Source organism: Amycolatopsis sp. NPDC058986 (genome assembly GCF_042741125.1).
Lineage (GTDB): Bacteria > Actinomycetota > Actinomycetes > Mycobacteriales > Pseudonocardiaceae > Amycolatopsis.
In genome coordinates this window covers 21,724-41,201 of the sequence record NZ_JBHYJW010000074.1, presented here as the reverse complement: position 1 = coordinate 41,201, position 19,478 = coordinate 21,724, and the positions used below count along the sequence as shown (strand labels likewise).

Annotated in this window: 24 protein-coding genes; 11 read left to right on the top strand and 13 right to left on the bottom strand. The window is 70.7% G+C overall.

The genetic code is table 11. The annotated features are described in order from the left end of the window. Window positions 1–42: 42 nt before the first annotated feature. From ACFW0G_RS39980 to ACFW0G_RS39970, 3 genes are all read right to left on the bottom strand, one after another. Window positions 43–498, bottom strand: coding sequence for a methyltransferase domain-containing protein (locus ACFW0G_RS39980; protein ID WP_378330741.1), 456 nt, complete (start codon window positions 496–498; stop codon window positions 43–45). Window positions 499–629: 131 nt separating this feature from the next. Next, the gene (gene mgrA / locus ACFW0G_RS39975; RefSeq protein ID WP_378330740.1) at window positions 630–1,658 is read right to left on the bottom strand and encodes an L-glyceraldehyde 3-phosphate reductase; all 1,029 of its coding nucleotides are present in this window, start codon (window positions 1,656–1,658) and stop codon (window positions 630–632) included. Further along, entirely contained in the window at window positions 1,655–2,284 is a 630-nt protein-coding gene (locus tag ACFW0G_RS39970) for a maleylpyruvate isomerase family mycothiol-dependent enzyme (protein ID WP_378330739.1), read from the bottom strand. Before ACFW0G_RS39970 ends, mgrA begins: the two co-directional genes overlap by 4 nt. A gap of 137 nt (window positions 2,285–2,421) precedes the next feature. On the opposite strand from ACFW0G_RS39970, the gene ACFW0G_RS39965 reads away from it, so the two are divergent. The 4 genes from ACFW0G_RS39965 to dmpI all read left to right on the top strand — a co-directional run bounded on the left by ACFW0G_RS39965 (window position 2,422) and on the right by dmpI (window position 5,933). Then, the gene (locus ACFW0G_RS39965; protein WP_378330738.1) at window positions 2,422–3,306 is read left to right on the top strand and encodes an AAA family ATPase; all 885 of its coding nucleotides are present in this window, start codon (window positions 2,422–2,424) and stop codon (window positions 3,304–3,306) included. 69 nt (window positions 3,307–3,375) lie between these two features. Then, window positions 3,376–4,746, top strand: a complete 1,371-nt coding sequence (locus ACFW0G_RS39960) for a VWA domain-containing protein (protein ID WP_378330737.1) — start codon at window positions 3,376–3,378, stop codon at window positions 4,744–4,746. Window positions 4,747–4,756: 10 nt separating this feature from the next. Next, complete coding sequence (locus ACFW0G_RS39955) at window positions 4,757–5,650, top strand: LysR substrate-binding domain-containing protein (protein ID WP_378330736.1); 894 nt, start codon at window positions 4,757–4,759, stop codon at window positions 5,648–5,650. Between the two features lie 100 nt (window positions 5,651–5,750). Beyond that, window positions 5,751–5,933: a 4-oxalocrotonate tautomerase DmpI gene (gene dmpI / locus ACFW0G_RS39950; RefSeq protein WP_378330735.1), complete on the top strand. Its 183-nt coding sequence runs from the start codon at window positions 5,751–5,753 to the stop codon at window positions 5,931–5,933. Between the two features lie 104 nt (window positions 5,934–6,037). On the opposite strand, the gene add is transcribed toward dmpI, so the two are convergent. Further along, a complete protein-coding gene (gene add / locus ACFW0G_RS39945; protein ID WP_378330734.1) occupies window positions 6,038–7,018 on the bottom strand; it encodes an adenosine deaminase in 981 nt (326 codons plus the stop codon). 129 nt (window positions 7,019–7,147) lie between these two features. On the opposite strand from add, the gene ACFW0G_RS39940 reads away from it, so the two are divergent. From ACFW0G_RS39940 to ACFW0G_RS39930, 3 genes are read left to right on the top strand one after another with little or no spacing between them, the layout of a single operon-like run. After that, complete coding sequence (locus ACFW0G_RS39940) at window positions 7,148–7,603, top strand: SRPBCC family protein (protein ID WP_378330733.1); 456 nt, start codon at window positions 7,148–7,150, stop codon at window positions 7,601–7,603. Next, the gene (locus tag ACFW0G_RS39935; protein ID WP_378330732.1) at window positions 7,600–7,932 is read left to right on the top strand and encodes an ArsR/SmtB family transcription factor; all 333 of its coding nucleotides are present in this window, start codon (window positions 7,600–7,602) and stop codon (window positions 7,930–7,932) included. The genes ACFW0G_RS39940 and ACFW0G_RS39935 overlap by 4 nt, the downstream gene beginning before the upstream one ends. A gap of 54 nt (window positions 7,933–7,986) precedes the next feature. Beyond that, the gene (locus ACFW0G_RS39930; protein WP_378330731.1) at window positions 7,987–8,217 is read left to right on the top strand and encodes an antitoxin; all 231 of its coding nucleotides are present in this window, start codon (window positions 7,987–7,989) and stop codon (window positions 8,215–8,217) included. A 104-nt stretch (window positions 8,218–8,321) separates the two neighbouring features. Here the strand turns inward: ACFW0G_RS39930 and recQ are convergent, their stop codons facing one another. Both recQ and ACFW0G_RS39920 read right to left on the bottom strand, forming a co-directional pair. Continuing rightward, window positions 8,322–10,151 carry a DNA helicase RecQ gene (gene recQ, locus ACFW0G_RS39925; protein WP_378330730.1) on the bottom strand — a complete coding sequence of 610 codons (1,830 nt, stop codon included), beginning with the start codon at window positions 10,149–10,151 and terminating at the stop codon, window positions 8,322–8,324. A gap of 60 nt (window positions 10,152–10,211) precedes the next feature. Then, the gene (locus ACFW0G_RS39920) at window positions 10,212–11,060 is read right to left on the bottom strand and encodes an SMI1/KNR4 family protein (RefSeq protein ID WP_378330729.1); all 849 of its coding nucleotides are present in this window, start codon (window positions 11,058–11,060) and stop codon (window positions 10,212–10,214) included. 44 nt (window positions 11,061–11,104) lie between these two features. Here ACFW0G_RS39920 and ACFW0G_RS39915 point away from each other — a divergent pair, with 44 nt between their 5' ends. After that, window positions 11,105–11,539: a DUF6314 family protein gene (locus ACFW0G_RS39915; RefSeq protein WP_378330728.1), complete on the top strand. Its 435-nt coding sequence runs from the start codon at window positions 11,105–11,107 to the stop codon at window positions 11,537–11,539. A 3-nt stretch (window positions 11,540–11,542) separates the two neighbouring features. Here ACFW0G_RS39915 and ACFW0G_RS39910 read toward each other — a convergent pair whose 3' ends face one another. Next, window positions 11,543–11,914, bottom strand: a complete 372-nt coding sequence (locus tag ACFW0G_RS39910; RefSeq protein ID WP_378330727.1) for an ArsR/SmtB family transcription factor — start codon at window positions 11,912–11,914, stop codon at window positions 11,543–11,545. 67 nt (window positions 11,915–11,981) lie between these two features. Further along, on the bottom strand, window positions 11,982–12,455 hold the full coding sequence (gene soxR / locus ACFW0G_RS39905; protein WP_378330726.1) for a redox-sensitive transcriptional activator SoxR: 474 nt from the start codon (window positions 12,453–12,455) through the stop codon (window positions 11,982–11,984). A 99-nt stretch (window positions 12,456–12,554) separates the two neighbouring features. Between soxR and ACFW0G_RS39900 the strand changes: the two genes are divergently transcribed. Continuing rightward, entirely contained in the window at window positions 12,555–13,148 is a 594-nt protein-coding gene (locus ACFW0G_RS39900; RefSeq protein WP_378330725.1) for an NADPH-dependent FMN reductase, read from the top strand. A 108-nt stretch (window positions 13,149–13,256) separates the two neighbouring features. On the opposite strand, the gene ACFW0G_RS39895 is transcribed toward ACFW0G_RS39900, so the two are convergent. Next, window positions 13,257–13,829, bottom strand: a complete 573-nt coding sequence (locus tag ACFW0G_RS39895; protein WP_378330724.1) for a TetR/AcrR family transcriptional regulator — start codon at window positions 13,827–13,829, stop codon at window positions 13,257–13,259. Window positions 13,830–13,909: 80 nt separating this feature from the next. On the opposite strand from ACFW0G_RS39895, the gene ACFW0G_RS39890 reads away from it, so the two are divergent. Next, window positions 13,910–14,827 (top strand): SDR family NAD(P)-dependent oxidoreductase, encoded by a 918-nt coding sequence (locus tag ACFW0G_RS39890; RefSeq protein WP_378330723.1) that lies wholly within the window; start codon window positions 13,910–13,912, stop codon window positions 14,825–14,827. Between the two features lies 1 nt (window position 14,828). Here the strand turns inward: ACFW0G_RS39890 and ACFW0G_RS39885 are convergent, their stop codons facing one another. Further along, entirely contained in the window at window positions 14,829–16,091 is a 1,263-nt protein-coding gene (locus ACFW0G_RS39885) for an FAD-dependent oxidoreductase (RefSeq protein ID WP_378330722.1), read from the bottom strand. Between the two features lie 66 nt (window positions 16,092–16,157). On the opposite strand from ACFW0G_RS39885, the gene ACFW0G_RS39880 reads away from it, so the two are divergent. After that, window positions 16,158–16,796, top strand: coding sequence for a TetR/AcrR family transcriptional regulator (locus ACFW0G_RS39880; RefSeq protein ID WP_378330721.1), 639 nt, complete (start codon window positions 16,158–16,160; stop codon window positions 16,794–16,796). Here the strand turns inward: ACFW0G_RS39880 and ACFW0G_RS39875 are convergent. Genes ACFW0G_RS39875 through ACFW0G_RS39865 form a run of 3 tightly spaced genes read right to left on the bottom strand, consistent with a single transcriptional unit; the run spans window position 16,744 to window position 19,369 of the window. Further along, window positions 16,744–17,244: a hypothetical protein gene (locus ACFW0G_RS39875; protein WP_378330720.1), complete on the bottom strand. Its 501-nt coding sequence runs from the start codon at window positions 17,242–17,244 to the stop codon at window positions 16,744–16,746. The two genes, ACFW0G_RS39880 and ACFW0G_RS39875, sit on opposite strands and share 53 nt — an antisense overlap. Next, on the bottom strand, window positions 17,241–18,689 hold the full coding sequence (locus ACFW0G_RS39870; RefSeq protein WP_378330719.1) for an ATP-binding protein: 1,449 nt from the start codon (window positions 18,687–18,689) through the stop codon (window positions 17,241–17,243). Before ACFW0G_RS39870 ends, ACFW0G_RS39875 begins: the two co-directional genes overlap by 4 nt. Continuing rightward, complete coding sequence (locus ACFW0G_RS39865; RefSeq protein ID WP_378330718.1) at window positions 18,686–19,369, bottom strand: response regulator; 684 nt, start codon at window positions 19,367–19,369, stop codon at window positions 18,686–18,688. Before ACFW0G_RS39865 ends, ACFW0G_RS39870 begins: the two co-directional genes overlap by 4 nt. Window positions 19,370–19,478: the final 109 nt, after the last annotated feature.

Below are 19,478 nucleotides of genomic sequence, written 5' to 3'. Positions count from 1 at the left end.
CCAAAGGGCTACGCCACATGACCCGAGACATCAACCGACCACTCACCCTGCTCGGCATCCACCCCTAACCCCACAACGACTTTGCCGGAACCCTGGCCTGAGCACCCGGGCGACCTCCGGCCAGGGGACGAACGTCGGATGGCGGGTCGTGACGAGGTCGAACGCGGCGTCGGGAAACGGCAGCGCGGCGTCGTTCGGGACCTCGTGGACCTCGCCGCCGAGCGGGGCCAGCGTCTCCCGCGCGCGGGAGACGTTCGGCGGCCAGCCCTCGGTGGCGGCGAGGACCGGCGGCGGCTTCGGGATCTCCGCCAGCACCTCGCCGCCACCGGTCTGCAGGTCGAGCGCCGCCGCCGCCCTCGCCATCCGCTCGCCGAGCAGCCGGGAGAACCCCCACGGCGGCCGTTCCTCGGTGGCGCGACCGGCGAACCAGGAGAAGTCCCAGCCCTCGGTCGGCTGTGCGGCCCCTTCGGCGATGAGGTCCTCGAACGTCGTGCTCACGCGATCGCCTCGCTTCGCGAGACAGTGTTGAATCCTTTTTGGCGCGCGATATCCATGATTCGCTCGCAAGCATCGCTCATGGCGTCATCGTCGACGCGGTGGCGACGACTCGCAACGGATTTCCGGGCGCTTCAGCCGTCGGTGGACCGCTTCCACAGGTTGATGCCGCTTTCGGTGGCGTACCGGTCGATTTCGGCCAGTTCCCCGGCGGTGAACTCGAGGTTCGCGAGCGCGCCGACGTTGTCCTCCAGTTGCTTGACGCTGCTGGCTCCGATCAGCACCGACGTCATCCGCGGATCCCGCAGCGCCCACGCGAGCGCGAGCTGGGCGAGCGTCTGTCCACGTCGGACGGCGATCTCGTTCAGCGCGCGCACCTTGGCGAGCGCCTCCTCGGTCAGCGTGTCCGGGTTGAGGGATTTTCCTTGCGCGGCACGGGAATCCGCTGGGATGCCGGCGAGGTAGCGGCCGGTGAGCACGCCCTGGGCGAGCGGCGAGAACGCGATGCAGCCCGCGCCGGCGGTCTCCAGCGTGTCGAGCAGCTTGTCGGTTTCGAGCCAGCGGTTGAGCATCGAGTACGACGGCTGGTGGATGAGCAGCGGCGTGCCCAGCTCGCGCAGCAGCCGCGCGGCCTCGGCCGTCCGCTCGGAGTTGTACGAGGAGATGCCGACGTAAAGCGCTTTCCCGGAGCGGACGGCCCGGTCCAGCGCGCCGACGGTCTCTTCGAGCGGGGTTTCCGGGTCGAAGCGGTGCGAGTAGAAGATGTCGACGTAGTCCAGCCCGAGCCTGCCCAGCGACTGGTCGAGCGAGGCGAGCAGGTACTTGCGCGAACCCCATTCGCCGTACGGGCCCGGCCACATGTCGTAGCCGGCCTTGGTGGAGATCACCAGCTCGTCGCGGTACGGCCGGAAGTCGGTGGCCAGCAGCCGTCCGAAGTTCTCCTCCGCCGAGCCGTACGGCGGGCCGTAGTTGTTCGCCAGGTCGAAGTGGGTGATGCCGAGGTCGAACGCGCGGCGCGCGATGTCGCGCTGCGTCTGCAAGGGACGGTCGTGGCCGAAGTTGTGCCACAGGCCCAGTGAGATCGCGGGCAGCTTCAGCCCGGAGCGTCCGCAGCGTCGGTAGGGGATCGATTGGTATCGGCCGGGAGCCGCAACGTAGGTCACGCGGCCGATGCTAACCCGGCACTTCCCGGCCCGGAGAGCTGCCCGACCAGTGCCTTCCGGCCGGTCACAAGCAGGAGCAGTGCCGAGATCGGGCCTTCGACCAGCGCACCCTCGCCGCCCGACCAGTCGACGTCGGTCGCCCGCAGCCGGTACCCGGCCAGCTTCCGCTGCGGATGGAAGGGAAAGCCCCGGGTCCACGCGCGCTCGGTCGCGGCCCGTGCCGCGGCCGGGGGCATCGCACGGGGCCTGCCGAGCGGGATCGCGATGTCCTGGCCGTGCACGAGCATGTCCATCAACCGGTCGAGGGGGACGGTGCTGGGCGGGCAGCGTCGTTGTCCGACCGTGCCGCGCAGCTGAGTGAGCAGTTCGGCCGGTGCCCGGCGCGCGTAGCGGACCGCCGAATCGCGGATCGCCCGGTTGAAGTTGCCCCGGGCACGGACGAACGCACCAAGGACGAAAGGCAGGCTGCCCTCGGTCGCGAGGACCACGTGCGCCACGACGTCTCGCACCCGCCAGCCGTCGCAGAGCGAGGCCTGCTCCCATTCGGCGTCGGAGAGCGTCTCCAGCAGTTCGATCAGGCTGCGGCGTTCCACGTCGACGGCCTGCCAGATCTCTTCGGCTTCCATCGTGCCCTCCTCCGGGAGGGCTCAACTATAGAACCGGGAGTCCCGTGGCAGCGGACAGTGACGCTCCCGATGTTGCGCAGGAGGGTGTTCATCGGCGAGTCTCGCAGGACAGGCGCTTGCGACAGGGTGGTGTGCACGTGACGGGGACGGGCTGTTTCGAATCGGTCGACGACGTGTCGGCGAAGCTGGCCGAGGTGGGTTATCTGGCCTCGCCCGCCGTGGCGACCACGGTGTTCCTCGCCGACCGGCTCGGCAAGCCGCTGCTCGTCGAGGGCCCGGCAGGCGTCGGCAAGACCGAGCTGGCCAAGGCTGTCGCCGAGGTCAGCGGCTCGCGGCTGGTGCGGTTGCAGTGTTACGAGGGCATCGACGAGGCCCGCGCGCTGTACGAGTGGAACCACGCGAAGCAGCTGCTGCGGATCACCGCGGGCCGGGACGAGACGTGGGAGCAGGCCCGCACGGACATCTTCGGCGAGGAGTTCCTGCTGCGCCGTCCGCTGCTGACGGCGATCTCCGGGACCGAGCCGACCGTCCTGCTCATCGACGAGACCGACAAGGCCGACATGGAGGTCGAGGGCCTGCTGCTGGAGGTGCTCGGCGATTTCCAGGTGACCGTCCCCGAGCTGGGCACCATCACCGCGACCCGCCGCCCGTTCGCGGTGCTGACCTCGAACGCGACGCGGGAGCTGTCCGAGGCGTTGCGGCGGCGGTGCCTGTTCCTGCACATCGACTTCCCGGACGAGGAGCTGGAACGCGACATCGTCCGGCTCAAGGTGCCGGGGATCAACGACGTCCTCGCCGATTCGGTCGTCCGGGTCGTCGCCGCGCTGCGGGCGATGGACCTGCGCAAACTGCCCTCGGTGGCGGAAACCATCGACTGGGCGCGCACGTTGCTCGCGCTCGGTGCGGACACGCTCGACGACAAGGTCGTCCGCGAGAGTCTCGGCGTGGTGCTCAAGCACCAGGACGACATCGCGAAGGCGGGCGCCGGGTTGCGGCTCGACGAGGTGGTGGAGGCATCATGAGCGACAATGGCGAAGCCCGCTCATGAATGCCGACCGGGCGCGGGTGTCCCGCAAGACACTGGACGCGTCGTGACCGCGGGTGTTCCGGAGCGGCTGACGGCGTTCGTGCGGGCGCTGCGGGGCCAGGGCATCCCGGCGGGGCCCAGCGAGACGATCGACGCGGCCGCCGCGCTGGAGGTGCTCGGCTTCGCCGACCGGGAGCTCATGCGGGAAGGCCTCGCGGCCGCGCTGGTCCGCCGCGGCGGGCAGCGCTCGGTGTTCGACGCGACCTTCGACGTCTACTTCCCGGCCGGGGTCGGCGTGCCCGAACGGGCTCGCGAGGACCGGCCCGAAAACCTCGAAGAGCTGCGTGACCAGCTTGCCGCCGCGCTCGCCGAGGACGACCGGCAGACCCTGGCGCAGCTGGCGGGCGTCGCCGTCGACATGCTGGGTTCCTACGGCGTCGCGTCCGGCCCCGGTGGTGGCTGGTCGGCGCACCAGACGCTGGACCGGCTCCAGCCGCAGACGCTGATCGTGCGCGTGCTCGCCGCGATCCGGGCGGGCGTCGCTCCCGGTGACGCGTTCACCGACCGGCTGGAGCGAGACGAGGTCCGGCGGCGGGTCGATGGGTTCCGCGGTCAGGTCCGCACCGAGGCGCGCCGTCGCGCGGCGGAGGTCCGCGGCCGCGAGCGGGTCGCGAAACACGCGATCCCGCCCGCCGCAGACCGCGTCGACTTCCTCATCGCCAGCCGCAGCCAGCTCGCCGAACTGCGTCGCACGATCCAGCCGTTGTCCCGCAAACTCGCGACGCGGCTGGCCGCGCGGCGGCGGGCGGCCGGCCGCGGGCAGATCGACCTGCGGCGCACACTGCGCCGTTCGCTGTCCACCGGGGGCGTGCCGGTGCGCCCCGCGTTCCGGCACCGGCGCCCGGTCCGGCCGGAAATCGTGCTGCTGTGCGACATTTCCGGTTCCGTGGCGGGCTTCGCGAACTTCACCATGTTGCTCGTGCAGGCGCTGCGCGACCAGTTCAGCAAGGTCCGCGTGTTCGCCTTCGTCAACTGCACCGACGAGGTCACCGGGCTGGTCACCGGCGGAGACGCGGATCCGGAACAGCTCGGCATGCGCATCCTCACCGAGGCCGAGGTCGCCCGCTGGGACGGGCACAGCGACTACGGCGACGCGCTGCAGCAGTTCGAGGAGGACTGGGCGGAGGCCGTCGGGCCGCGGACGTCGGTGCTGATCCTCGGCGACGCCCGCACGAACGGCGGCGACCCGAACCTCGACGCCCTCCGCCGGATCCGCGGCCGCGCGCGGCACGTGTTCTGGCTGAATCCGGAGCGGCGTGCACTGTGGTCCACAGGGGACTCGGCGGCGCTGGAATACGCCGAACTGGTGGAAATGCACGAGTGCCGGACCGTGCAGCAACTGTCCACTTTGGTCACCCGGTTGCTGCCGGTCTAGGCGGCGCGGCGTGGAACTGCGGCAGCTCAGGTACTTCGTCACGGTTGCCGAGGAGCTGCACTTCGGCCGGGCCGCCGAACGGCTGCACGTCGTCCAGCCCGCGGTGAGCCAGCAGATCCGGCGGCTGGAACGGGAACTCGGCACCGAACTGCTGGACCGCTCGCCCCGGCGCGTGCGGCTCACCGAGGCGGGGCGGGTGTTCCTGCCCGAGGCGCGGGCGGTGCTCGCGGCCGAGGAACGCGCGAAGGCCGTCGTCGCCGAGCTGACCGGCGGCCGCACCGCGACCGTCCGCCTGGGTACCAGTACCGGCCTCGGCGATCACCTGGACCGGGTGCTCGACGCGCTCGCCGAGCTGGCACCGGGGACCGGCGTCGAGCTGGTGTCCGCGGCGACGCAGGCCCGCCTGGATCGTGTCGCGAATGGACAGCTCGACGCGGCCTTGATCCGTGGTGCGCGGGAACATCCCGGCGTGCGGCTGATCCCGGTGTGGCAGGATCCGCTGGTGGTCGCGATTTCCGCCCGGCATCCCCTCGCCGCCGGTCCGGACGTGGCGCTGGCCGACCTGGCCGGTCTGCCGCTGCGGCTGGTTTCGCGGCGCGACAACGCCCCGCTCGTCGACCTCGTCGTTTCCGCCTGTCACGAAGCCGGGTTCACGCCCGCGTTCGACGGGCGGACGAGCAGCCTGCAGGACACGCACGCCGCGATCGGTGCCGGCGAGCCACTGTGGACGGTCATCTACGCCGCGCACGCGCGGCAGCTCGCCACCGGGCGGGTGGCGTTCCGGCCCGTGCGGGACGCGCGGCTGGTGATGCCGACCTCGCTGGCGGTGCGCGCGGACGACCCCACCCCGCACCTCGACGTGCTGCTCGCGGCCTGCGCCGCGCTGGACGATCACGATCGCTGATCGCTGCGCGTACGGACTGGATCTTGGTCGCGTGGCGGAATTCGGGTGGACTGGGGTCAGCCCGGCGAAGACCGGGGAACGATCAGGAAGTGACCCGATCATGCCCATCGTGACCGTCCAGCAGGGACCCCGCGACGTCGAACTCAAGCGGGAACTGGTCCGCCGTGTCACCGACGCGTTCGTCGACGCGCTGAAGGTCCCGGCCGAAAGCGTGCACGTGTGGATCCAGGAGGTGCCCGCCGACAGCTGGGGCGTCGGGGGCACGCTCACCGCGGACAAGTAGCGCCCCGCGCCGTCCTGGGGGCGGCGCGGCGGCGTCGCGAACGCTCCGTTGCCGACGATGAACGTCCCGAACGGAGCGTTCGCGACACGACTTCGAAGTGGCTGTCACGGTGTCGCGAGCCAGGCGTCGATGTCCGCGTGGGCGGCTTTTTTCGTTGCCGCAGGGGCGAAAGAGGCGTCGAAACTCGCTCGTGCCAGGTGCGCCAGCGTGGCGTCGTCATAGCCGAACGTGGTGCGGGCGCGGGCGTACTCGTCGGTGAGCGTGGTGCCGGTGACCGAGGGGACGTCGGTGTTGAGCGTGACCGTGAGACCCGCGTCGATCAGCCGGGGGAGCGGATGCTCGGCGAGCGACGGGACGAGCCCGAGCGTCACGTTCGAGGACGGGCAGACTTCCAGCGCGATGCCCTCGTCCCGGACGCGGGCGACCAGTTCGGGGTCCTCGAGGATCCGGATGCCGTGGCCGAGCCGTTCGGAGTGGCCGACGTCGAGCGCTTCGCGGATCGAGTCCGGACCGGCGTCCTCGCCCGCGTGGTGGACGAGGTGCAGCCCGGCCTCGTGCGCTTGGTCGCACACCGCGGCGAACGGGGCTATCGGGTACTTTTCCTCGCCCGCCATGCCGATGCCGAACACTCCTTCGTCCGCGTGGCGCAGCGCGAGATCGAGAGTGCGCTGTGCCCGCTCGACCGAGCGACGACGCGAGTGGTCCAGCAGGACCCGCCATTCCAGACCGTGCTCGGCACCGCCCTTGGACAGTCCTTTGAGGACGGACGCGAGGGGCATGTCCGGCTCGCCCAGACGTTCCGTGTGCGACGCGGCGGTGAACGTCACCTCGGCGTAGCGGGTGCCCTGCGCGGCCTCGTCCTCGCAGAACTCGCGGGCGATCCGCTCGAAGTCTTCCGGGCGGCACAGACATTCGCGCAGCAGCGCGTTGTAGTCGGCGAAATCACGGAAGCCGGTGAACGCCGGAGCTTCCCGGGGGACGTCGATGCCGTTGGCCGTTCCGATCTCCCACAGGGTCTCCGGCCGGATGGTGCTTTCGAGGTGGATGTGCAGATGAGCCTTGGGCAAGGTCGCGAGATCCCGCATGGCCGTGATCCTGCCCGATCGGGGCGGACGGGCGCGCGGGATTATCCGAGGCGCAACCCTGAGGTTGCGCCTCGTCCTCGTATGTGCAACTCTGGGGTTGCACTCGAACGTCGCAACGGAAGGAACGTCATGGTCAAGGACCGGATCGAGCAGGAGATCGTCATCGACGCGCCCGTGGAGCGGGTGTGGGCGGTGCTGACCGAGCCGGAGCACGTCGGGCAGTGGTTCGGGCACGGCGAGCCCCCGCCGATCGACCTGCGCCCCGGCGGTGTCATGCGGCTGGACCACGGGGAGCACGGCCAGTTCCCCACCGTGTTCGTCGAGGTCGAGCCGCCGCGGTACCTGTCCTACCGCTGGGCGAGCGGATTCCCCGGCGAGATGGCGACGGAGTCGAATTCGACGCTCGTGGAGTTCACGCTGTCGCCGGAAGGGGACGGGACCCGGCTGAACGTGGTGGAGAGCGGCTTCGCCCAGCGGCCACAGGCCGCCAACCCCACGCGGAACGACTCCTACGAGAGTCACGAGGGCGGCTGGTCGGAGGTCCTCGCCGCGGTACGGAAGCGGTCCGAGAAACTGGCGGTATGACGCGTCATCCCGGTACCGGCTCCGTCGAGGAGGTGCTCGCCGCGCTGGCCGACCCCACCCGGCGGCAGCTCCTCGACCGGCTCGCCGCGCACACCTCGGCGACGGCGACGCAGCTGGCCGGGGAGTTGCCGGTGAGCAGGCAAGCCGTGGTCAAGCACCTGGCGGTGCTCGACCAGGCCGGTCTCGTCACCGGACATCGCGACGGCCGTGAACGCCGCTACCAGGTCCGGCCGGACGCGCTCGCCGACACCGCGCGCTGGCTCGACCACCTCGCGGCGCGGTGGGCGAAGCGGCTGGACGCCATCAAGCGGATCGCCGAGTCCGGCTGAACCCACGCCGGGAACCCCGGACACCCCGCTTCGCGTTGGAGAGGGTGAGACGCGATGCAGGAGGAGACGATCACCGTGGGATTTCTGAAGAAGCTGACCGTCGTGGCGGGTGCGGCCACCGCGGCACGCGCGTATGCGAAGAAGAACCCGGAGAAGGTGAACCAGTTCGTCGGCAAGGCGGCCAAGTTCGTCGACGAGAAGACCAACGGCAAGTACCACGACCAGATCGGCGGCGCCGTCCGCAAGGTCAACGGCGTCACCGGCAAACCCGCGCACGAAGCCTGACCGCCTTCCCGAGGGTCGGCTCGCGTACCGGAAAGGTCGGCTCGCGTACCCCGGGAGTCGGATGACGAGCCGACTCCCGGGGTACGCGGACCGACCCCCGAGCCTCAGTCGGCGAGGGTGTCGAGGACCTGCTGGCCGTATTTGGCGAGCTTGTTCTCGCCGACGCCGTTGACCGTGCCGAGTTCGGCCAGGGTGGTGGGGCGGTCGGTCGCGATCTGGCGCAGGGTCGCGTCGTGGAAGATGACGTACGCGGGCACGCCCTGCTCCTTCGCGGCGGCGGCCCGCCAGGCACGCAGCCGTTCGAACAGCGGGGCGGCCTCGGCGGGCATCTCGACGGCCGCGGCGGCGCGGCGAGCCGGTTTCGCGGCCTTCGCGGCGCGCTCCGGCTCGCGGCGCAACAGCACCTCGCGTTCGCGGTTCAGCACCGACGCGCTGGCCTCGGTGAGCACCAGCGAACCGTAGTCGCCCTCGACCGCGAGCAGGCCCTGCGCCAGCAACTGCCGCACGACCGCGCGCCACTCCGGCTCCCGCAGTTCCGTGCCGATCCCGAACACCTTCAGCGTGTTGTGCTGGAACTGCTGGACCTTCGGGGTCTCCTTGCCGAGCAGGATGTCGATGATCTGGCCGGCGCCGAACTTCTGCCGCCGTTCGTTGCGCAGCCGCACCACCGTGGACAGCAGTTTCTGCGCGGGGACCGTGCCGTCCCACTTCTCCGGCGGGGCGAGGCAGGTGTCGCAGTTGCCGCACGGCCCGGCCTTTTCCCCGAAATAGCCGAGAATCTGCACCCGGCGGCATTCCACCGTCTCGCACAGCGCGAGCATCGCGTTGAGATGCGCGCCGAGCTTGCGCCGATGCGCGTCGTCGCCCTCGGAGGTGTCGATCATCTTGCGCTGCTGCACGACGTCCTGCAGGCCGTAGGCCAGCCACGCGGTGGACGGCAGCCCGTCGCGCCCGGCGCGGCCGGTCTCCTGGTAGTAGCCCTCGACCGACTTCGGCAGGTCCAGATGCGCGACGAACCGGACGTCCGGTTTGTCGATGCCCATGCCGAACGCGATGGTGGCGACCACGACCAGCCCGTCCTCGCGCAGGAACCGCGCCTGGTTGCGCGCGCGGGTTCGCGCGTCCAGCCCGGCGTGATAGGGCACCGCGGGAATTCCGTTGGCCACCAGGAAGTCCGCGGTCTTCTCCACCGAGTTCCGGGACAGGCAGTAGACGATCCCGGCGTCGCCCTTGTGCTCGGTGCGCAGCAGCTCCAGCAGCTGCCGCTGCGGCGAGTTCTTGCCGACGATCCGGTACTGGATGTTGGGCCGGTCGAAGCTCGCGACGAAGTGGCGGGCGTTCTCGAGCTTGAGCCGGGTGGAGATCTCCTGGTGCGTGGCCTCGGTCGCGGTGGCGGTCAGCGCGATGCGCGGCACGTCCGGCCAGCGCTCGTGCAGTGCGGACAGCGACAGGTACTCCGGGCGGAAGTCGTGGCCCCACTGGGACACGCAGTGCGCCTCGTCGATGGCGAACAGCGAGATCTTGCCGCGGTCGAACAGCCGCGCCGTCGACTCCATCGCGAGCCGCTCCGGCGCCAGGTACAGCAGGTCGAGCTCGCCGTTGACGAACGCGTCCTCCACCTGCTGGCGCTGGGTGAAATCCTGCGTGGAGTTGAGGAATCCCGCGCGCACGCCGAGGTTGCGCAGCGCGTCGACCTGGTCCTGCATCAGCGCGATGAGCGGGGAGACCACCACGCCGACGCCGGGGCGCACCAGCGCGGGGATCTGGTAGCACAGCGATTTCCCGCCACCGGTGGGCATCAGGACGAGCGCGTCGCCGCCGGCGACCACGTGCTCGACGATCGCGGCCTGGTCGCCGCGGAACGCGTCGTAGCCGAACACCCGGTGCAGGGTGTCCAGCGCTTCACTCGGGGGAGCCGTCTCGGGGAGAGCCACCCGGCAGATTCTAGGCCCGGGGCCCGACAAGGCGGCCCAGCCGGGTGCGGCGCGCCGCGTTCAGCGCGGGATTTCCCAGTCCAGCACGCCTTTTTCCACTTTCGGCGGGTAGCGGCCGAACGCGGGCCCGCCGGTTTCGAGCGCGGTGGCGGTCTGGTCGAGCAGGTCGGTCAGGCTGGCCGGCCAGCGATCGAAGTTCGCCGAGCCCTCGTTGTCGTGTTCGCCGAGCCGCCCGGCATGGCCCCGCTGGTCCAGGAACAGCGAGTTGCCGCCGCCGTCCTCGGCGAACGGCAGCCACTGGCCGTGCCACCACGAGCCGACGCCGGAATCGACGACCGGTTCGGCGAGCACGGTGCAGAGCGTTTTCGCGTTGCGGGCGATCTCGTCGATCGAACTCGGCGCGTAGAACGGCGGAAAAGTGAAAGTGCCACTGCCGATCTGCTCGAAACCACTGTGCCGACGCAATGACGCGACGAGTTCCGCGGGAAACGGCACCCCGATCTCCCGCTGCGCCGAGGCGAGACGGGTGAGATCCGCGGGCGGGCCGAGCCGGGTCGCGGGAGCGTGCGCGCCGAGCCAGCGCTCGATCCGTGCCCACGCCGCGTCCACCTTCGCCGACACGGCGGCGGGAACTTCGGGGAGCCGGTCCGGCCCCTGCCCGGCGTGGCAGCCGGTGTCCTGCGGGACCCGCGGCGGCGTCCGGATCGGCGCCGTCGGTACGCCGCTGGACGGATACCGCGTCGGTGACGGGGGTCCGGCTATCGCGCTCCGGACCGGTACCAGCAGGCCCTGCCCCGAACCGCCCGCGTGCCGTGTCGCGTTCTGCCGGACCACCGCGTACACGAGCCCGCCCGCGATCACCAGGCTCGCCGTGACCACGACGATGGCCTGTCCCCGCCCCCTGCGCATGGGCACCGACTATGCCGCGCCACGGCACCCCGCACAATGGCCGGGTGGACACCTCTCTTCCGGTCCCCGACCTGGCCGCCTACCTCACCGGGACCTGGCGGCTGACGCGGGACATCGTCACCACCGGCGGCGCGGACGCCGGTGCGGTCACCGGCACGGCCACGTTCACCCTGGCCGAAGACGTCCTGGTCTATGACGAAGAGGGCGAGTTGCGGCTCGGCGGCTTCGTCGGCCCCGTGACCCGCACGCTGCACTACCGCCTGACCCGGCCGGAGCGTGCCGACGTGCATTTCGACCACGGCGGGTTCTTCCACGATCTCGACCTGAGCGAGGGCCGGTGGTCGACCGACCACCCGTGCCGCGCCGATCGCTACCACGGCGAGTTCCACGTTTCCGACGGCGGGCACTGGCGCCAGGAATGGACCGTGACCGGACCGGCGAAGGACCACGTGATCGTCACCCGGTTCGCCCGGCTGTGACGCTTATCCGGCCTCTTCCGCGCCGGTGCTCCCGGCGTTTTCGGCGGCCAGCCTGCGCTCACGTTTGCCGCGGGCCAGTTCGGTCGCCAATGCGTCGAGCGGACCGGTCCAGAACCGCCGGTACCGGTCCAGCCAGCCGTCGATTTCCCGCAGTGGCGCGGGATCGACCGCGTACAGCCGCCGGGTGCCCTCGGCCCGCACAGTGGTGAAGCCGTTCTCCCGCAGCACGCGCAGATGCTGGGACACCGCGGGCTGGGAGATCCCGAACTCGGCCCGCACCACCGCGGTGACGTCGCCCGAACTCAGCTCGCCGTCGGCGAGCAGGTCGAGGATCCGGCGGCGGACCGGATCACCGAGGACGTCGAAAGCGTGCATCGGGCAATTCTAAAAGCCCGCGCTTATGTAAGTCAACGCCGTGGTGTCGTGAATCCACTGTGGACGGTCAGGTGTAGCCGTCGGTGCGGTGGTCGGGCAGTCGCTGCGGACCCGGCCCCTGCGTCCCGAGTTCGTCGCCGGGATTGGCGAGGCGGCAGCGGTTCAGCGACATGCAACCACAGCCGATGCAGTCGGTCAGCTGATCGCGCAGCTGCTCCATCGCCCGGATCCGCGCGGTGAGGTCCTTCTTCCAGCACTGGGAGATCCGGGCCCAGTCGGCGCGGTTCGGGGTGCGGTCCTCGGGCAGCAGCCCGAGCACCTCCCGGATGGCGGACAGTGGCATGCCCACGCGCTGGGACATCCGGATGAAGGTCACCCGGCGCAGCGTGTCCCGGCGGTAGCGGCGCTGGTTGCCCGCCGTTCGCTTGCTGCGGATGAGTCCTTCGTCCTCGTAGAACCGCAGCGCCGACGCCGGGACACCGCTGCGCCGGGAGAGTTCGCCGACGGTGAGGTCGGGCAGCTGGACGGTCGCGTTCGCCATGGGTCAGAGGATAACCCGGACCCGGGGCTTGACTTCAAGGGAGCTTGAAGTTCCACGCTGATGTGCAGATCGAGTTCCCTTGAGATTCAGGAGGTTCGTGTGTCCGAGGTTCCCGTCCGGCTCGCCGTCATCGTCGGCAGTGTCCGGGAAGGACGGTTCGCCCCGGTGGTCGCCGACTGGTTCGCCGCCGAAGCGGGCGCGCACGGCCGGTTCGAGGTCGACGTGGTCGATCTGGCCGAGCCGGATCTGCCCATGGTGCTGCCCGCGTTCGGCGCCGCGCCCACTCCCGAGGTTGTCGCCGAGGTCGCCAAGGTGACCACGCGGCTCGCCGCCGCCGACGCCTTCGTCGTCATCACGCCCGAGTACAACCACAGCTATCCGGCGTCGCTGAAGAACGCCATCGACTGGCACAACGCCGAATGGCACGCCAAGCCGATCGCGTTCGTCTCCTACGGCGGGATGTCCGGCGGGCTGCGCGCGGTCGAACATCTGCGTGGCGTCTTCGCCGAACTGAACGCGGTGACGATCCGCGAAACCGTCAGTTTCCACGGCGTGCACGGCCAGTTCGGGGCCGACGGCAGGCCGAAGGACGCCGAGACGACGTCGGTGGCCGCGAAGACGCTCCTCGACCAGCTGGAGTGGTGGGCGAGGACGTTGTCGGCGGGCCGCGCCGAACGGTCCTACCCGGCCTGATCGCCCGCCGTGTCCGCGCGGGCTGAAGGGGACCTTCGTCTCGTCGCATGCGAGAAAGGTCCCCTTCAGCTCGTCCTGCGCGAGGAAAGTCCCCTTCAGCTCACGGCGTCAGAGATCCGGCCAGCCGCGGCGCAGATGGGCGAAAGCGGTGTCCAGCGCCGCGACCGGGTCCGGCTCCAGCGCGGCGAGGTCGGGGATTTCGAGGACGAAGCGGGCCAGCACCCGCAACGAAAGGTCGTTCTCCTTGTGCCCGGTCTCCTCGGCGATGACGCGGGCGAGCGCCGGCTCGTTGTCCGCCCACAACGCCCTCGCGTGGGCGCGCAACGCCGGAGTGGCGAGCACGAGTTCGGTCCGGCGCCGGAATTCCGGTGCGGGGTCGGGGTCGAACGGACCGCGAGTGGCCAGGAAGTCGCGCAGCGCGCCGAGGATCGACATCCCTTCCGCGCGCTCCCGCACCGCCGCGATCAGCGCCGCCTCGCGTTCGCCGCCGTCACCGAGGACGAGGGCCTCCTTGCCGCCGGGGAAGTGGGCGAACAGTGTCGACACCGCCGTGTCCGCGGCCTCGGCGATCTCCGCGACCGTGACGTTGTCGAACCCTCGTGCCAGGAACAGCTTCAGTGCCGCGTCGGACAGTGCCTTGCGGGTCGCGGCCTTCTTGCGCTCCCTCCGTCCAGTCGTCATGTCCGCAGCCTACCTGAGTCGAGAGGGGTTCCGAAATCGGAATGATTGCGACTTCGGAGTCATTATGGCAATCTGGTGTCATGACATGGGACGTACGACGGCTGCCCGGCGCCGAGGGAAAGACCTTCCTGGTCACCGGGGGCAACGCGGGGATCGGGTATTTCGTCGCGGAACAGCTCGCGGGCACCGGCGCGACCGTCGTGCTCGGCAGCCGCGACGCGGCGAAGGCGGAGACGGCGCGAGGGGCGATCGAGGCGAGGGTGCCCGGCGCGCGGATCCGGCACGTCCGGCTGGACCTCGCCGATCTGTCGTCGCTCAAGGCGGCCGTGGACGCGCTGGAACTGAACACCCTCGACGCGGTCGTCCTCAACGCCGGGGTGCTGCTCGACGCACCGCCGCGCCGCGAGACCGGGGACGGTCACGAAATGATGTTCGGCACCAACCACCTCGGGCACTTCGCGCTGACGCGGTGGCTCATGCCGCTGCTGTCGGCCGCGCCGGGCGCCCGGATCGTCACCACCGGGAGCTTCGCGGCCAAGTCGGAGCACCTGGACCTCGACGACCTCCAGAGCACGCGGGACTACCGGCCGAAGCGCACCTACGGGCGGTCGAAACTGGCGCAGATGCTCTTCGGCCTCGAACTCGACCGTCGCCTGCGCGCGGCGGGGAGCGCGACGTCGAGTGTGGTGTGCCATCCCGGCGGCGCGCTCGACTCGCTCACCCCGGCGCGCCCGCCGGTGCACGCGCGGACGGCGGGGGAGCGGCTGCGCGGCCTGCCGCTCGCCCTTTTCGTGCAGGGCAAGGAAGCCGGCGCGTGGCCCGCGGTCAGGGCGGTCCTCGATCCGGCGGTGACCGGTGGGCAGCTGTGGGGTCCTCGGGTGTTCGGCCTGCGTGGCGAGCCGCGGCTCGAACCGGTCTGGGACAACCTCGGCGACCCCGAAGTCGCTGCGCGCCTGTGGACGGCCAGCGCCGAGCTGACCGGAACCGAGCCGGCCTGATCTACAAAGGACTGTCCACAGGAGACGCCGGACGGCGGGCGAACGGCGGCGCGTGCTCGGGCCGGAGCCCGATTCCGCCCAGGTAGGCGGTGAGCCCGGCCAGGAACGGCATCCGGCGCAGCAGGCGCAGCGGCAGAGGCAGCCGGTTCCCGTCGAGGGTGCCGTCGAGGGCGGGCTTGATGATCATCGCGTGTTCGCCCGCCTGGGACCGCTGGACCGCGGCCATCGGCAGCCACCGGCGCCGCCGGACGGCGGCCAGCTCGCGGGTGGTGACCCTGCCGCGCAGCAACGGTCCCGCGAGCAGCGCGGCGGTCGCGACGGCGTCCTGCACGGCGAGGTTGACCCCGACCCCGCCCACCGGCGACATCGGATGGGCCGCGTCCCCGATGCACAGCGCGCCGTCGACGTGCCACCGGGCCAGCCGTCCCATCCGCACGTCGAGGAACTTCACGTCGTCCCACGACTCGATCGCGGCCAGCTGCCCGGCGTCCCAGCCGAACAGCTCGCCGATCCTGGTCCGGAAGTCCGCCAGGCTTTCCTTGCGCAGCAAGGCGTCCTGGCCCTTCGGGATCAGGTACGAGGTCTGGTAGTAGTCGTCGCGGTCCATCGTGACCGCGGCGTGCCCGCCGCCGAACCGGCCGAAGACCCCCTTGTCCTGCTGGGGGTTCGTGCCCTTCGGTACCCGGACCTGCCAGACGTCCATCGGCACGTCGAGCTCGCGTAGCCGCAGGCCCATCGCCTCGCGCACCGTCGACCAGCGGCCGTCACAGCCGACCGTGAGCGTCGCGCGCAGCTCGTGAAGCTCACCGTCCTGATCGCGGTAGCGCACGCCGGTGACCCGGTCGCCTTCGCGGAGCAAATCCACGACGGCGCAGCCCATCCGCAGGTCGAAGGCCGGTTCGGCGGGCCCCGCCTCGGCGAGCAGGCCGAGCAGGTCCGCCTGCGGGACCATCGCGATGTGCTTGTGGCGCCCGGGAATCCGGCGGAAGTCGGCCACCGTGACCTCGGCGATCTCGGCCCCGCCGAGCCGCAGGTGCATCTGTTCGAGGATCCCGCGGGGGAGCCGGGCGAACCGCTCGCCCAGCCCCAGCTCGTCGAGCAGCCGCAGAGTGGAGGGATGCACGGTGTCGCCACGGAAATCGCGCAGGAAGTCCCGGTGCTTCTCCAGCACCACGACGTCGACGCCCGCTCGCGCGAGCAGCAGGCCCAACATGACGCCCGCCGGGCCGCCCCCGGCGACGCAGCAGCGCACTCGTTCTGTCATGGTCCCGACGCTAGCACAAACTTAGAGTCTCTCTAAGTTTAGAGTGACTGTAGTAACCTGACCGGTATGGCGGGACTGCGCGAGGCGAAGAAGGAACAGACCCGGCGTTCGCTCATCGGGGCGGCGCTGCGGTTGTTCGACGCACACGGCTACGAGCAGACCACCGTCGCCGACATCGCCGGGGCAGCCGGTGTTTCCCCGGCGACGTTCTTCAACTACTTCGCCACGAAGGAGGACGTCGTCTTCGCCGACCAGCACCGCTACGACGAAGTGCTGCACGAGATCTTCGCCACCGCGGACGGTTCGGAGCCGATCGCGGATCTCGTACCGCGCACCGTCCGGGCACTCGCGACGGCACCGGTGTGGAGCTTCCCGCTCGACGATCCGCTGACCGCTGTCCGTGCCCGGCTCATCGCGTCGGTTCCCGCGTTGCGGGCGGGTTTCCTGCTGCGCAACGCCGTCTTCGCCGACGGCTGGGCCCGCATGTTGCACAAGGTCTACCCGGACGTGCTCACCGAGGCCATGGCCGCGACGCTGACCGGTGCGGTGATGGGCGCGCTGCAGAGCGGGTTCGCCGTCTATTCCGGCGGAGAGCCACTGGCGGACGTCGTGACGCGGGCGGCCGAATACGTCGTGAGCGGGTTTCCGGCGGTCAGGACAGGCAGCCGCGCGAAGCGATCTGGCCGTCGGGGCCGATCAGGGTGACGTCGGTCCCGTAGTAGCTCGGCGACCTGGCCTGCTTCGCCGCGATGGTCGCGGTGCAGACCAGCTGGTTGACCGCGGTGGACGACAGCGTCGTCACCGCGAAAGGCAAGCTGATCACCATCCGGTCGGAGCCGGGGTCACTGCCGATCAGGCCCGGACCAGGCGGAGGCAGTTCGGTGCCGTAGCCGCGAGCGCGATCGTCCGGGTCGGGGCCCCGCAACAGGATCGAGAGCGCCGTGTTGACCGACACCGGGCCGCCCACCGAGCGGGCCACCGCGGCCGGGTGGCCGTCGAGGACGAAATACAGGATCAGCGTGCCCGACTCGGCTCCGGGGGTGGGCAGCGTCGGTGCCGGGCCGGCCGGGACGGCTCCATCGGTCGGCTGCACCCCGCACGCCGCGGTCAGCAGCAGGAGCCCGAGTGCGCACAGCCTCGCGAAACGCTTCATGACGATGCTCCCGTCGCCGCGTACCGGGGCAGCCACAGGGTGAACCGGGCCCCGGCGGAGGTGTTCGACGCGGTGATGTCGCCGCCGTGCAGCCGGGCGTTCTCGCGCGCGATCGACAAGCCGAGCCCGCTGCCCTCGGATCGCGCGCGGGACGTGTCGGCCTTGGTGAACCGGTCGAACACCCGGGGAAGCGTCTCCTCGGGAATACCGGGACCGTGGTCGGTGACGGTGAGTACCACGAGGTCCCGTCCCGCACTGTCCACTTCGGACCGTAGGCGGATCTCGACCGGCGGGGCGCCGTGCCGCAGCGCGTTGCCGACGAGGTTCGCCACGACGATGTCGAACCGCCGCCGGTCCAGCGTCGCGGTGAGCCCGTCCGGCAGATCGGCGACCAGATCCTCGCCCACCTGCCAGCCCCGCGCCGCGAGGCAGTCGGTGACCGCGGTGGCCAGGTCCCATTCCTCGAGCCGGAGTTCCGCCCGGCCCGCGTCGAAGCGGGAGATCTCGACCAGATCCTGCACGAGCCGGGTCAGCCGCTTCGTCTCGGCGGACACCAGGCGGGCGGCCACGGCGGTGTCGGCGGGCAGTTGCCCGGCGTCCTCGTCGAGCACGTCGGTGACGGCGTTCATCGCGGCCAGCGGGGTCCGCAGCTCGTGCGAGACGTCGGCGACGAACCGGCGCGCGTCGGCCTCCATCTCCCGCAGTGTGCCGACCGTGCGTTCCAGCTCCGCCGCGGTGTTGTTGAACGTGGTGACGAGCTGGGCCAGTTCGTCGGAGCCCTTGGCCCTGAGCCGGACATCGAGCTGGCCGTGCCCGAGCTGGCTCGCGGCCGTGTTCAGCGCGCGGACGGGCCGGAGCACCTGGCGCGCGGCGAGCAGGGCCAGCGCGATCGCGAACGGCAGGACCCACGCGGCGGTCCGCCAGGCCGACGTCGCGAGTTCGGCGATGGCGGCCTGCTGCTGGTACAGGGGCGCTGTGGCGTAGACCTCGACGCCACTGTGGACGGTCCGGCCGTCGGCGCCCTTCGTCATCAACGGAAACCCGACCGCGAACCGCGGCCCGCTGGGGGTCGCGACCCGCTGGAACTGGATGACGTTCTCGGCGGCGACGGCGGCACGGAGTTCGGGCGGGATTTCGCTCAGCTGCGGGCCGGTGGGGGAGCGCAGGTCCCGGTAGACCGCCACGGTGCCGGACGGCAACGTGTTCGCGAACGTGGTCAGCGACTTCTGGGTGGGTGGGGTGCTCAGGATGATCATGTTCGCCCTGACCCGTTCGAGCAGGGAGTCCATGGTCTGGTTCTGGACCCCTTCGAGGATGGTGTTGCGGCTCGTGACGTAGGTCGCCCCGGACGCCGCCGCGGCGCCGACGATGGTCACCAGTGCGAACGCGGCGGCCAGCCGGGGCCGCAGCCCGGCCAGCCACGACCGCAACCGGGGACGTTTCACGAGCGGCCGAACCGGTAGCCGAACCCGCGTACCGTCTGGATGTGCTCGGGTTTGGCCGGCACGTCCTCGATCTTCGCGCGCAGCCGCTGTACGCACGCGTCGACCAGCCGCGAGTCGCCGAGATAGTCGTGGTCCCACACTGCGGAGAGGATCTGCTGGCGGCTGTAGACCTGGCCCGGCGTGCGGGACAGCTCCAGCAGCAGCTTCAGCTCGGTCGGGGTCAGCGAGACCCGCTCGCCGTGTTTGGCGACCTCCATGGCGGCGCGGTCGATCACCAGGTCGCCGTGGCGCTCGGCGGAACCGGTGTCGCCGCGTTCGCTGACCACGCGGCGCAGCACCGCGCGGATCCGCGCGTCGAGAACGCGCGGTTCGACCGGTTTGACCACGTAGTCGTCGGCGCCCGCTTCGAGCCCGGCGACGATGTCGAAGTCGTCGCTGCGCGCGGTGAGCATGATGATCGGGATCTCGCCCGCCGCGCGCATCCGGCGGCAGGTCTCGAAACCGTCCATTCCGGGCAGCATGAGATCGAGGACCACCAGGTCCGGCTGCCGTTCCTTGAGCACGTCGATGCCGCGTTCGCCGGAATCCCCGGTGTACACCTCGTGTCCCTGCCTGCGCAGGGCCAGTTCGAGCCCTTCCCGCACGGACGCGTCGTCCTCGACCACCAACACCTTCGCCACCTCGGTCATTATTCGCGACAGGAGGGGGTGAGTGCGAATTCAGGCAACCCGGCGGGGCAGTTGTAGCAAAACCATGACATCACGCTGACGGAACGACGAAATCCCGAGC